Here is a 13,650-nt window from a genome sequence, read left to right as displayed (position 1 = left end):
TATTTGAATGGCATTTTAAACATTTTAAAACCACCAGGAATGACATCACATGATGTTGTATCTGTTGTTAGAAAAAAGTTAAATATTAAAAAGGTAGGACACACTGGAACATTGGATCCCAATGCTGCAGGTGTTCTGCCTATTTGTGTTGGACAAGCTACAAAGATATCGCAATTTCTTCTTGATGGTAAAAAAAAATATCGTACCGAATTAACTTTAGGGATAGAAACAGACACTGAAGATATATATGGAACAATTACAAATAGATCTTCAATAGTGCCTGAAAATGAAGATATTGAAAGAGCTATATTAAGCTTTATTGGAACTTATGATCAAATTCCTCCTATGTATTCGGCACTTAAGGTTAAAGGAAAAAAGCTTTACGAACTAGCAAGAGAAGGTATTGAGATAGAAAGAAAACCGAGACAGGTAACAATTTATAGCATTGATATTATTAAAATTGATAATGGTAAAATAATGTTTGATGTATTATGCTCTAAGGGCACTTATATACGTACATTATGTAAGGATATAGGGAGAACTTTAGGGTGTGGAGGGGTAATGTCTTTTCTTCTTAGAATAGAAGCTAGTGGCTTTGATTTAAAGACAGCCATTACAATAGAGGAACTAAAGGAAAGAGAAGATGTTAAAGGCCTACTATTGCCCTTAGACTTCCCTCTTAGCCATATACCTAAAGTTATTGTAAAATCATCCTATACTAAACAGGTGTTGAATGGAAATCGAATTTTTCCACATTATTTAGTTGCTAATTTAGATATTCCTCTAGAAACAGAAGTGCGTATTTATCTAGAAAAACAATTTGTTGGCTTTGGTATTGTTAAATGTGATGATGATGGGCAAAATTATATCAAATTTTTAAGGCTTTTATTTGAAAGGGAGTAAATATGAAAACAATTAAACAATACAATCAATTAGATGAAAGTGTACAAAGAGGAGTTGCACTTGGAAACTTTGATGGCATTCATATTGGCCACCAAAAATTAATTACAACTTTAATTGAAAAGTGCAGAGCAGATGGTTTAGAATCATGTGTTTACACGTTTGGTAATCACCCCCTAGCAGTTATTACTGGAAGAGAAGCTCCTCCTCAAATTACAAATATAAATATGAAAAAGAAAATTCTAGACTCCTTTGGAGTTGAACTTTTATATTTGGAAGAGTTTAATAAAAATTTAATGATCTTAACTCCTGAGGATTTTGTTAAAAATATTTTAGTAGATAGGTTAAATTGTAAGATAGTAGTTGTTGGATTTGATTATAATTTTGGATATAAGGCTCAAGGAAATGTGGAACTTTTAAAAAAAATAGGGCAAAAGCATGGATTTGAGGTTTATGAAGTTCATCCTGTAACTATAGATAATAAAAAGGTTGGAAGTTCAATTATTAGAGAGTATATTAAAAATGGAGATATAGAGGATGCTAATGTATTTTTGGGAAGACCATACTCTATCTATAGCAAAGTGGTTCATGGAAAAGGCAGAGGGCATAAATTAGGATATCCTACAGCTAATATTTTAATAGAGTCCTCTCATTTAGTTCCTAAGGAAGGTGTTTATGCTACATTTATTAAAATAAATAATTCTATATATAAAGGAGCTACCTGTGTAGGAACAAATCCAACCTTTGGTACCAATAGTATTTCGATTGAAACTTTTATTATTAATTTTAAAGAAGATATATATGATCAATATATCGAATTACAGTTTATTAAAAGGCTAAGGGATCAAATTAAATTTGATAATGTGGATGATTTAATTAGACAAATGAACCAAGATGCAAATAATGCAAATATATATTTACAATTATAAGTAATTATGTTAGAATAATTAATGTGTTAAGGAACCTATTCTCAGTAATTTGAATCACCGACAGTTACTTAGAATTAGGGGATATAAAATGAGGAGGTGAAATAATGTTACAAGAAAATAAAAAAGTAATCATTGATAGTTTTAAAACTCATGAAAATGATACTGGTTCTCCAGAAGTACAAATTGCTTTATTAACTGAAAGAATTAATCATTTAAATGAGCATTTGAAATCTCATAAAAAAGACCATCACTCAAGAAGAGGACTTCTAAAGATGGTTGGTAAGAGAAGAAACCTATTAAATTATCTTAAAGATAGAGATATCGAAAGATATAGAGAAATAATAGAAAAATTAGGATTAAGAAAATAATAAAGAGCGGGAAATCCCGCTCTATTATTTAATTATTTATTTAACTAAGCCATAAAGGCTTTTTATTTTATGCTTTTATAGGAATTTTTTAACTTTTGAAGGAGATAATATTAATATTGTAGAAAACAATATACAAATGAAAGGAGGATAATAAACAATGGTTAAAGTTTTTCAAAAAGAAATTGGTGGAAGAACTTTAGAAGTAGAAGTTGGAAAATTAGCTCAACTTTCCAATGGTTCTTGTTTACTAAAGTATGGAAAGACTGCTGTTCTTGTTAATGCATGTGCATCAAAAACCCCTAGAGAGGGAATCGATTTTTTTCCTTTAAGCGTTGATTATGAAGAAAAAATGTATGCAGCTGGAAAGATCCCTGGAGGTTTTATTAAAAGAGAGGGTAGACCTAGTGAAAATGCTATACTGACTTCTAGGTTAATAGATCGTCCGATTAGACCATTATTTCCAGAAGGATATAGAAATGAGGTTCAGGTAATTGCAACAGTATTATCAGTAGACACAGATTGCAGTCCAGATATAGTTGCGATGATAGGATCTTCTGTAGCACTATCAATTTCTGATATTCCATTTCAAGGACCGACAGCTTCTGTACATATTGGCATGATAGATGGAAATTTATTAATTAATCCTACAAGTGATCAAAGAGAACATAGCGAACTTGATCTGGTTGTTTCTGGTACAAAGGATGCTGTAATGATGATTGAAGCAGGTGCCAATGAAGTTACGGAAGAACAAATGCTGGAGGCTATTTTATTTGCTCATGAAGAAATTAAAAATATTGTTTCATTTATAGAAGAAATTGTTAAAGAAGTTGGAAAAGAAAAGCAAGAAGTTATACTTTTTGAAGTTGATAAAGATTTAGAGTCTGAAATAAGAGAATATGCAACTAGTAAAATAGCTAACGCAATTAGAACTGTAGAGAAGTTAGAGAGAACAGAAAAAGTAGAGTTAGCTAAGAGAGAGACAATAGAGTATTTTATTGAAAAATATGAGGAAGATTTAGATTTAAAGCAGGTAGGTTCTATATTGGATGCAATTATGAAAGAAGAGACTAGACACTTAATTCTTCATGAAAAGGTAAGACCTGATGATCGAAAGCACGATGAGATTAGACCAATATCTTGCGAAGTATCTTTACTTCCAAAGACCCATGGTTCAGGATTATTTACAAGAGGTCAAACACAAGTATTATCAGTAGTAACTTTAGGTGCAATAGGTGATGTACAAATTATTGATGGACTTGGTGAAGAAGAGTCTAAAAGATATATGCATCATTATAATTTTCCACCATATAGTGTAGGCGAAACTAGATTTTTAAGAGGACCAGGAAGACGTGAAATTGGTCATGGAGCCTTAGCAGAAAGAGCATTAGAACCAATGATACCTTCGCAGGATGATTTCCCCTATGCTATTCGTGTAGTTTCAGAAGTCTTAGCTTCTAACGGATCTTCTTCACAAGCCAGTGTTTGTGGAAGTACTCTATCATTATTAGATGCAGGAGTGCCTCTAAAAGATATGGTTGCTGGTATTGCTATGGGATTAGTTAAAGAAGATGATGCAGTGGCTATTTTGTCAGATATACAAGGTATGGAAGATCATTTAGGTGATATGGACTTTAAAGTCGCAGGAACCTCTAAAGGAATAACAGCTATACAAATGGATATTAAAATTAAGGGAATTGATAGAACTATTCTAGAAAATGCTCTAGAGCAGGCTAGATTAGGTAGACTATATATTTTAGATAAGATGAAAGAAGCAATTAGCTCTCCAAGATCGGAATTATCTCCGTATGCTCCTAGGATGTTAAAAACTAAAATACATCCAGATAAGATTAGAGAAGTTATAGGTACAGGTGGAAAAACTATAAATAAAATTATTGAGGATACAGGTGTTAAAATTGATATTGAGAATGATGGTACTATATTTATAGCTGCTCTAACACAAGATGCAGGTGAACGTGCTCTTAAAATAATTGATAATATAGTTCGTGACCCTGAAGTGGGAGATACATATAAAGGAAAAGTTATAAAGATAATGAACTTTGGAGCTTTTGTAGAGATTCTCCCAGGTAAAGAGGGATTAATACATATATCTAATATTGCCCATGAGAGAGTAAGCAAAGTAGAAGATGTATTAGCAGTAGGTGATGAGGTTGAAGTTAAAGTAATGGAAATAGATCAGCAAGGAAAAATAAATTTATCTAGAAAAGCCCTTCTACCTAAGGAAAATGATAAAAAACATGATGAACAACCGAAAGCATAAACCTACTGTGGTTTATGTTTTTTATTATCTAAGGGTAAATAAATTTTTATCAACATTGATTGCATAACTAATTTATTTTCGAATAATATATTACCAACATCTTAATTAAGTTAGGAGGTAAGTTATGGTAATTATTATAAACAAAAAATTTGCAAGGTTGGTAATTGCATTTATTCTAATCACTTTAATAATAACAATAGGATTAGTAACATTGAAGCGTGGAAACAAAGAAGTATTTAGTAATTATAACTACACTGCGGCAAAGCCAATAGATAGGGGGAGTGAAGATAGTAAATATATTGCATTTACATGTAATGTTGATTGGGGAAATGAAGTACTTCCAGATATATTGGAAACATTAGACAAAGAGAAAATAAAAATTACATTTTTTATAACGGGAAGATGGGCTAAACAGTTTCCTGATTTAATGCAGCAAATTGTAGACGCTGGACATGAAATTGGTAGTCATGGTTATCAACATTTAGACTATGGATCCTTAGGGTTAGATAAAAATGAAGAACAGATACAAAAAGCAGATGAAATACTGTCTAAATATACTATCGAAAAAATCACTTTGTTTGCTCCCCCTTCTGGATCTTATAATGAAAACACATTGATTGCATCAAATAAATTAGGATATAAGACAATACTATGGACAATTGATACTATAGATTGGAGAGCAGGAAGTACGAAAGATGTTATTATAGATAGAGTACTTAAAAAGGATAAGTTTAATGGAGCAATAGTGTTAATGCATCCTATGCCTGAAACTGCAAAAGCCTTACCAAAATTAATTGAGGCCATGCGTGAAAAAGGACTAGAGGTTGGCAGGGTTAGTGATGTTCTGGCGGAATAAGCTTGCATAGTATTATTATGTCAATTATAATGTATATGAAAATAGGAAATCTAGGAGGAAAAAATGTATAAGAGATATACTTTAGAAAATGGGCTAAGAGTTGTAACAGAGTATATTCCTTTTGTAAAATCAGTATCTATAGGTGTTTGGATTGAGGCTGGATCTAAGCATGAAAATACTATAAACAATGGAATATCACATTTTATTGAACATATGATGTTTAAAGGTACTGATAAAAGAACTGCAAAGGATATAGCTGAGATTATAGATGGTGTAGGCGGACAAATTAATGCATTTACTAGCAAAGAATGTACTTGTTATTATACAAAGGTGTTAGACAGTCATTATGATCTAGCAATAGACTTGTTGTCAGATATGTTATTTAATTCTAAATTCGATCCGATTGAAATAGAAAAGGAGAGAAGTGTAATATTAGAGGAAATTAATATGTATGAAGACTCACCTGAAGATTTAGTACATGATATTCTTTCGCAAACTTTATTTAAAAATAATTCTTTGGGTATGCCTATTTTAGGTACAGAGGACACCCTCAATAACATTGATCGTGAAATGATACTACAATATATGAATGAATATTATGTTTCAAATAATGCTGTATTATCTATAGCTGGTAACTTTGATGAGAAGAAATTACTAGAAACAATAAATGATAAGTTTAGCACCTGGAGTAATAATAACTTAGACAAAGTATACGAAACAATTAACTATAATTTTGAAGTTGTATCTAAATATAAAGAAATTGAGCAAACACATATGTGTATAGGGTTTAAAGGAGTTGAACTAGATAGTAATGATGTATATCCATTATTAGTACTTAATAATGTCCTAGGTGGAAGCATGAGCTCCAAACTATTTCAAAGTGTAAGAGAGGAAAGAGGTCTAGCTTACTCAATATATTCCTATCCATCTATTTATAAAAATGGAGGATCTTTAGTTATATATGCTGGTACGAATCCTAATCAAGTAGAAGAAGTAACAAAAATTATCTACAATGAAATTAAGGATATAATTAGCAACTCACTAAGTGAAGATGAGATAAATAAATCAAAAGAACAATTAAAGGGAAATTATATACTAGGATTAGAAAGTACCAGTAGTAGAATGACATCGATAGGTAAATCAGAACTACTACGTAATAGAATATACAGCCAGAAGGAAATAATAGATAAAATTGATTCTGTAAACTCAGCAGACATACAAAGAGTCATACAACGTATATTTAGATTAGATGAAGTAACTATAACAACAGTAAGCAAAGATAATATTTTAAAAACAATAAGAAATATTTTTGAATTATAAATAAAGCCTTTAAATGGGCTTTTTTTGTAATTATATGTATCATATAAAATGTTATCATAATAGATAATCAATAGTTAGAATAAAACCCGTCCTACTCAATATAATTATAATAAATAAATTATTTGATTTTAAATATACCTTTAATACTATATAGTTCAAAAATAATAGGAGGGGTAATTATGCGTTTAAGCACTATAGGTGGAAAAGAAATTGTTAACTTGTGTGATGGTAGTAGATTAGGTATAATAGCCGAGTCTGATTTATTAATTGATGAAAAAACTGGGAAAATACATGCTCTTTTAATACCTGAATCAAAAGGATTTTTTAGTTTTTTTTCAAATGATTCCTTAACAGAAATTCCTTGGGAAACTATAAGGAAAATAGGCAATGATATGATTATAATTGAATTGGAAAATAATCACAAAAAAAAGTATTAATGATAGTGAAGAATAGATGCAGTAAAATAGGTAAAAATAATGTTAGTACTTAAAGTAAAATTTTGCTGAGATAATTTCAGTAAGATTTATTATAGAGATTATAAAATATTTATTGAACGTCCAATAAATTTTATAATTTTTTATGAATCATTAAAAATGTACTAACATAGGAGTGAAAAAATGATAAATAATTTTACTAACCAACAATATTCTCAGTTTTTAACGAACAATCAAAGTCCTACAAATCAAAATGAAGGTAGTAATAAGCATGCAGAGAATATACAAGCATTTGGAACAAACAGCCTACCCGAAGCTGGCCAAAATATCCATACAATAAATATTATAGGGCACATAGAGGGACATATGGTAGCACCTCCTCAAAACAAATCAACTAAGTATGAACATATTATTCCTCAGTTAGTAGCTGTTGAAGAAAATCCAAATATTGAGGGATTATTAATTATTTTAAATACTGTTGGAGGCGATGTAGAAGCTGGTCTGGCAATTTCCGAATTAATATGTAGTCTATCTAAACCTAAGGTCACTTTAGTAATTGGAGGCGGTCATAGCATAGGTGTTCCTCTGGCTACTGCAGGTGATTACTCATTTATTGCACCTACAGCTACAATGACCATTCATCCAATAAGGATGAATGGATTAGTAATAGGAATTCCACAAACCTTTAAGTACTTTTCAAAAATGCAAGAAAGAATAGTAAACTTTGTTTTACGCACTTCAAAAATAGACAGAGATATTTTTATACGATTAATGAACGCTACGGATGAATTAGCTAGTGATGTAGGTACAATTCTGATAGGAGAGGAAGCAGTAAAACATGGTTTAATCGATGAGGTTGGAGGCCTGAATAAGGCGATATCTAAACTAAATGAATTAATAAAAGCTAGTAAATAGAATCTTTATGCTCTAATATAATTTACATTATAATAGAAAGTGTACAATACACTTTCTATTATTTTTTATGCTTAATAGTGTATGTTTTTATAGAATATAGAATAAGGAGTTAGACAGATAAAAACTTATACAGTATTTAAAATTTTATATACTTTTATTACAATGTTTGTAGGTTTTATTAATTTAGTGTAGAATATATTATTGAGTTAAGTTATAGGCATTTAAATTTAGTATAATTTATAATTTACTTAGATACATATTCTAAAATAGCAATATACTAAATTTATTAAAATCTTTAATGGAGTGATAATATTGGGCAGAAAACATCGCAAAAAACAAAGTCAAAATATTGATCTTATAGCAAAGGAGTTTAATAATGAGATATATGGCATTTTTACTATCGCAATCGGATTGATTTTACTAGTAATTATACAAGGCAATAGCGCAGGTAAGGTTGGAGATTTTATAAGATTCCTTCTAACAGGATTATTTTCAAGTACAACAGTTATTTTACCATATATAACAATTTTATGTGGTGTATTTATTTTTATTAATAAGTCATTATTAAAAGAAAATAAAACCATATTATTTTATTGTTTAGTATTTATTTCAATTACAATACTTAAATCTCTTAGAAGTTTTGGAACTATTGATAGTATTGTTGTATCTAATACTACTGAGTGGCTCCAACAAATATTTACACTTGGTACTCAAGGTATTGGAGGAGGTATTATAGGAATTAGTTTAACAAAACTATTAGTTAATCTCTTTGGGATAACTATTACATATATTATAATTTTAACTTTATTACTTATATCCTTAATTTTATATACAAAAATATCTTTACTAACTATGATAGTTAAACTAAAGAATCAACTTATACTAACTTCAAGTAAAATTAAAAATCAAATCCTAAATTTTGTTTTTGTTCCTGTAAAAGATACAAAACCTAAAAATAAAAAGAAGGGTAGTAAAAATTTATTAACTATGGATTTAGAAGAAAATATACACTTAGAAAAAGATTCAGGTATAGAAGAAAAGATTAAAATACTTGATTTTACAACAATTGATTCGGATAAACCTTTAGAAAATGGAAAGGATACTGATGATAAAACTGATATAATCAATCAAGAGGATAATGATAAAAAAATTAGTAAATCTATTGATTCAGGCACAATTATTAATTATAACCAAGAAACCCCCAAAATTGAATATGAATTCCCTAACATTGATCTTCTTAATCAGATAGTTTCCCAATCTAGTAAAGATGATAAAAGAAAAATTATATCTAATGCAAAAATATTAGAAGATACATTGCTTAATTTTGGTGTAGAGGCTAAGGTTATACAGGTAAATAAAGGACCTGCTATTACACGTTATGAATTACAGCCTAGCGCTGGAGTAAAGGTAAGTAAAATTGTTAATTTAAGTGATGATATTGCTTTAAACTTGGCCGCCCAAGCAATTAGAATTGAAGCTCCTATACCTGGCAAAGCTGCTATAGGTATAGAAATACCTAATGAGGATGTTTCTACAGTTGCTCTTAGGGAAGTGCTTGATAGTCCTAACTATAAAAATTCCAATTTAAATTTACCATTTGCTTTAGGTAAGGACGTTTCGGGAGCACCTATCATTACAGATATATCTAAAATGCCTCATCTTCTAGTAGCTGGAGCTACTGGTTCGGGAAAAAGTGTTTGTATTAATACATTAATATTAAGTATTTTATACAATTCAAGTCCTGATATGGTAAGGTTAGTTTTAATTGACCCTAAAGTTGTAGAATTAAGTCAGTACAATGGCATTCCACATCTACTTATACCAGTTGTAACTGATCCTAAAAAAGCAACAAGTGCTCTTAACTGGGCTGTACAAGAAATGTCTAAACGCTATAAAATGTTTGCGGAAAATGGCGTGAGAGATATTGATGGATATAATAAGAAATTTCAAGAAAATAAAATTCCATACATCGTTATTATTATCGATGAATTAGCTGATTTGATGATGGTTGCTCCAAATGATGTGGAAGATACAATATGTCGTTTAGCCCAAATGGCTAGAGCGGCTGGATTGCATTTAATTATAGCAACCCAGCGACCTTCTGTAGATGTAATTACGGGGGTTATAAAAGCTAATATACCATCAAGAATTGCCTTTGCTGTGGCTTCTCAGGCAGATTCAAGAACAATTTTAGATATGGGTGGGGCAGAAAAACTTTTAGGTAAGGGAGATATGTTGTTTTATCCTGTTGGTTCTAGCAAACCTGTTAGGGTGCAGGGAGCTTTTATTTCTGAAAAGGAAGTAGAAAGGGTGGTAACCTTTATTAAAGACCAAGTTGAGATACCTAATTATGAGGATGAAATAATAGATCAGCTTGACCAAAACAATATTAATATGTCTACAGATGTAGATGAATTGTTTAATGAAGCATTAAAAATTGTCATTGAAGGCCAACAAGCTTCTATTTCTATGCTTCAAAGAAGATTAAGAATAGGATATAATAGAGCTGCAAGATTAATTGATGAGATGGAGTCAAAAGGTTTTGTAGGTCCTCATGAAGGAAGTAAGCCAAGACAAGTATTAATAGATAATGAGTTTTTTGAACAAAATATAAAGGAATCAATATAAAATTATACATACTATTATTAATAGACTAAAACTAGAAGGTGAAAAATTTGTTTGCAAAAATAACTGTTGAAGAAGCGCTTAATATGGAGGATAAAATTTTTATTGATGTTCGTTCTCCACTAGAATTCATGGAAGGCTCTATACCTGGTGCAATTAATATTCCTATTTTAGATAATGATGAGAGGGTTGTTGTAGGGGTTACTTATAAGCAAGCTAGTCCAGAAGAAGCTAAGGTGAAAGGAATTGAATATGCGTCTGCCAAACTCTCCTCTATCTATAATGAAATTTTTTTATTGACAAAGAAGTATAAAAATATTGTGTTATTTTGTTGGCGAGGAGGATTAAGAAGTGCTACAGTTTCAGGCTTTTTAGCTTCCTTAGGAATGAATATTTATCAATTAGAAGGAGGGTACAAACAATATCGCAAACATGTCATTGAATATTTCGATAAGGACCAATTTAAACATAGCTTTATTGTACTTCATGGATACACAGGAGTTGGAAAGACTGAAATACTTGAAAAACTTAAAAAACTTAATATTCCAGTGCTTAACCTAGAGCAATTAGTTAAAAACAGCGGATCTGTGTTTGGATCAATCTGTTATCAGGATGAAAAACCAATAACACAAAAAATGTTCGATGCACTTGCATTTGAAACTTTAAGACTAAGTAATAGCAAATACATTATAGTAGAAAGTGAAGGACAACGGTTGGGAGGAATTTCATTGCCCGAAGGTCTCTTTCAATCAATAGTTAAAGGAAAACATATTTTAATAAATACATCTATAGAAAATCGGATAGAACGATTAGTAAGTGATTATGTAGATAATATTTTTAACTGTGATACTCTATTAGAAAATGCTATTCTAAATCTAAAAAAACGGATTGGATTAGAAAAAGTCAATCAATGCATTGATTGGATTGAAGAGAAAGAATATGATAAAATTGCAAGAGAATTAATTATAGAATACTATGATCCTTTATATATACACTCTATGAAAAAATATAATTATATAATGGAAATTAATTATATTAGTATAGAGGATGCTTTAGAAAAGTTGGTTAAACTGTATTATAGTTTAGAAAATAATTGAGTATAATATAAAATGATTAAATATCAATTAAGCTTTAATTTATATTTATATATATTTTAGAGTATAAATTAATGGGGGAGAGTATAAATGAATCTAGCCAATAAACTAACTATATTAAGAATTTTTTTAGTTCCTATTTTTATGATATTTCTTTTAAGTAAAATACCTTATGGAGTACCAATAGCTGCAGGAATATTTATTGTTGCTGCTGTTACCGACACATTAGACGGATATGTAGCAAGAAAAAGAAATGAGATTACTAACTTTGGTAAGTTTATGGATCCATTGGCGGATAAACTCCTTGTATCAGCTGCACTTATTTCTCTTGTTCAAATGGGCAGACTTTCTGCTTGGATGGTAGTTGTAATTATAGCTAGAGAGTTTACTATAAGCATATTAAGAGCTGTAGCCGCGGCTGAAGGAATAGTTATAGCTGCAAGCTGGTGGGGAAAAGCTAAAACTATCACACAGATTATTGCTATAATAGCAATTTTATTAGATAATTTTCCATTTAAATATATTAACTTTCCTTTCGATATGATTATGATGTGGGTTTCTGTTATATTTACTATAATATCAGGAATTGATTATATAATTATAAATAAGCATGTACTCAAGTATTAAAGAGCTTTATCACAAACATTAGAATAATATTTTAATATTCCAAATGGTCAAACTATATTTTTAAAATATAGTTTGACCATTTATATATTATAAGATATAATGTCTTTAGAACGTCTGTTCGAGATATTAAGGAAGGCAGGTGAGCCAGACTATGTCTGGTAACAGTATGGAGAAAAAAAAAGCTTTAGAGATGGCTATTAGTCAAATAGAAAAACAGTTCGGTAAAGGATCTATCATGAAGTTAGGCGAGGATTCTAAAATGAGCTTTGAAAGCGTTTCTACAGGCTCTATTGGCCTAGATTTAGCTCTAGGAATTGGCGGAATACCTAAAGGAAGAATTATTGAAATTTATGGTCCAGAATCTTCTGGTAAAACAACAGTTTCCCTTCATGTAATAGCAGAGGCACAAAAGGCCGGTGGTACTGCTGCATTTATCGATGCTGAACATGCCCTTGATCCAGTATATGCAAAAAGATTAGGCGTTGATATTGATAATTTAATCGTTTCACAACCTGATACAGGAGAACAGGCCCTTGAAATTGCAGAAGCACTTGTGCGAAGTGGTGCTGTTGATATAATTGTTGTAGATTCTGTTGCTGCTTTAGTGCCTAAGGCAGAGATTGAGGGAGAAATGGGAGATTCTCATATGGGATTACAGGCTAGATTAATGTCCCAGGCATTAAGAAAACTAGCTGGATCAATTAACAAATCAAAAACAGTTGCTATCTTTATAAACCAACTTAGAGAAAAAATAGGCGTGATGTTTGGTAATCCTGAAACTACTACAGGAGGTCGTGCACTTAAATTCTATGCTTCTGTACGTTTAGATGTAAGAAGAGTTGACTCTATTAAGCAAGGTAATGATGTTGTAGGAAACAGAACAAGAGTAAAAGTTGTAAAAAACAAAGTTGCCGCTCCCTTTAAACAAGCTGAATTTGATATAATGTATGGGGAAGGTATTTCAAAAACAGGAGATATATTAGATGTAGCCACTTCACTAGATATTATTGATAAGTCTGGTGCTTGGTATAGTTATGGGGATCATAGACTTGGACAAGGTCGTGAAAATGGAAAACAATTTTTAAAAGAGAATCCTGAAATTGCATTGGAAATAGAGAATAAAATAAGAGAACATCATAACCTACCTCTTGCTACTAAAATAAACAAAGTTGAATCACAAAATGCAATTTTAGAACCTGATGATGAAAAATAATGAGTAAAATTATCTTATATTTAAAAAAAGAGACTATTAGTATAAATTTTTATTAGTAGTTTCTTTTTTTATTATATAATTTTACTCCTAT

12 protein-coding genes are annotated in these 13,650 nt (G+C 30.4%); all 12 read left to right on the top strand.

Translation table 11 applies throughout. The features are described 5' to 3' along the window. Positions 1-3: 3 nt before the first annotated feature. The 12 genes from truB (at position 4) to recA (ending at position 13,559) form a co-directional block, all read left to right on the top strand. Positions 4-903 carry a tRNA pseudouridine(55) synthase TruB gene (gene truB, locus HYG84_RS13565; protein ID WP_212378083.1) on the top strand — a complete coding sequence of 300 codons (900 nt, stop codon included), beginning with the start codon at positions 4-6 and terminating at the stop codon, positions 901-903. Positions 904-905: 2 nt separating this feature from the next. Continuing rightward, positions 906-1,829, top strand: a complete 924-nt coding sequence (locus HYG84_RS13560) for a bifunctional riboflavin kinase/FAD synthetase (RefSeq protein ID WP_212378081.1) — start codon at positions 906-908, stop codon at positions 1,827-1,829. A 104-nt stretch (positions 1,830-1,933) separates the two neighbouring features. After that, entirely contained in the window at positions 1,934-2,197 is a 264-nt protein-coding gene (gene rpsO, locus HYG84_RS13555) for a 30S ribosomal protein S15 (protein WP_212378079.1), read from the top strand. Positions 2,198-2,354: 157 nt separating this feature from the next. Beyond that, entirely contained in the window at positions 2,355-4,475 is a 2,121-nt protein-coding gene (gene pnp, locus HYG84_RS13550; protein WP_212378077.1) for a polyribonucleotide nucleotidyltransferase, read from the top strand. A 124-nt stretch (positions 4,476-4,599) separates the two neighbouring features. Next, positions 4,600-5,331 carry a polysaccharide deacetylase family protein gene (locus HYG84_RS13545; RefSeq protein ID WP_212378075.1) on the top strand — a complete coding sequence of 244 codons (732 nt, stop codon included), beginning with the start codon at positions 4,600-4,602 and terminating at the stop codon, positions 5,329-5,331. Positions 5,332-5,394: 63 nt separating this feature from the next. Continuing rightward, positions 5,395-6,651, top strand: coding sequence for a M16 family metallopeptidase (locus HYG84_RS13540; protein WP_212378073.1), 1,257 nt, complete (start codon positions 5,395-5,397; stop codon positions 6,649-6,651). A 179-nt stretch (positions 6,652-6,830) separates the two neighbouring features. Beyond that, positions 6,831-7,088, top strand: coding sequence for a YlmC/YmxH family sporulation protein (locus tag HYG84_RS13535; RefSeq protein WP_212378071.1), 258 nt, complete (start codon positions 6,831-6,833; stop codon positions 7,086-7,088). Positions 7,089-7,268: 180 nt separating this feature from the next. After that, positions 7,269-8,000, top strand: a complete 732-nt coding sequence (locus tag HYG84_RS13530) for a ClpP family protease (RefSeq protein ID WP_212378069.1) — start codon at positions 7,269-7,271, stop codon at positions 7,998-8,000. Between the two features lie 312 nt (positions 8,001-8,312). Further along, on the top strand, positions 8,313-10,628 hold the full coding sequence (locus HYG84_RS13525; RefSeq protein ID WP_212378068.1) for a DNA translocase FtsK: 2,316 nt from the start codon (positions 8,313-8,315) through the stop codon (positions 10,626-10,628). Positions 10,629-10,675: 47 nt separating this feature from the next. Next, positions 10,676-11,722, top strand: coding sequence for a tRNA 2-selenouridine(34) synthase MnmH (mnmH, locus tag HYG84_RS13520; RefSeq protein WP_212378066.1), 1,047 nt, complete (start codon positions 10,676-10,678; stop codon positions 11,720-11,722). Positions 11,723-11,809: 87 nt separating this feature from the next. Then, positions 11,810-12,346 (top strand): CDP-diacylglycerol--glycerol-3-phosphate 3-phosphatidyltransferase, encoded by a 537-nt coding sequence (gene pgsA / locus HYG84_RS13515; RefSeq protein WP_212378064.1) that lies wholly within the window; start codon positions 11,810-11,812, stop codon positions 12,344-12,346. Positions 12,347-12,512: 166 nt separating this feature from the next. Continuing rightward, entirely contained in the window at positions 12,513-13,559 is a 1,047-nt protein-coding gene (gene recA / locus HYG84_RS13510) for a recombinase RecA (protein WP_212378062.1), read from the top strand. The last annotated feature ends 91 nt before the right edge of the window (positions 13,560-13,650 follow it).

Source organism: Alkaliphilus sp. B6464 (assembly GCF_018141165.1).
Taxonomy (GTDB): Bacteria; Bacillota; Clostridia; order Peptostreptococcales; family Natronincolaceae; genus Alkaliphilus_B.
Note: the sequence above shows the minus strand (reverse complement) of the source record. Positions and strands in the feature narration are given on the sequence as shown.

What these genes read in the sequence shown, in the direction of transcription:
- HYG84_RS13545 (WP_212378075.1), top strand. Translation starts at nt 4,600, where the DNA reads ATGGTAATTATTATAAACAAAAAATTTGCAAGGTTGGTAATTGCATTT.
- rpsO (WP_212378079.1), top strand. Translation starts at nt 1,934, where the DNA reads ATGTTACAAGAAAATAAAAAAGTAATCATTGATAGTTTTAAAACTCAT.
- HYG84_RS13535 (WP_212378071.1), top strand. Translation starts at nt 6,831, where the DNA reads ATGCGTTTAAGCACTATAGGTGGAAAAGAAATTGTTAACTTGTGTGAT.
- pgsA (WP_212378064.1), top strand. Translation starts at nt 11,810, where the DNA reads ATGAATCTAGCCAATAAACTAACTATATTAAGAATTTTTTTAGTTCCT.
- HYG84_RS13530 (WP_212378069.1), top strand. Translation starts at nt 7,269, where the DNA reads ATGATAAATAATTTTACTAACCAACAATATTCTCAGTTTTTAACGAAC.
- HYG84_RS13540 (WP_212378073.1), top strand. Translation starts at nt 5,395, where the DNA reads ATGTATAAGAGATATACTTTAGAAAATGGGCTAAGAGTTGTAACAGAG.
- recA (WP_212378062.1), top strand. Translation starts at nt 12,513, where the DNA reads ATGGAGAAAAAAAAAGCTTTAGAGATGGCTATTAGTCAAATAGAAAAA.
- HYG84_RS13560 (WP_212378081.1), top strand. Translation starts at nt 906, where the DNA reads ATGAAAACAATTAAACAATACAATCAATTAGATGAAAGTGTACAAAGA.
- pnp (WP_212378077.1), top strand. Translation starts at nt 2,355, where the DNA reads ATGGTTAAAGTTTTTCAAAAAGAAATTGGTGGAAGAACTTTAGAAGTA.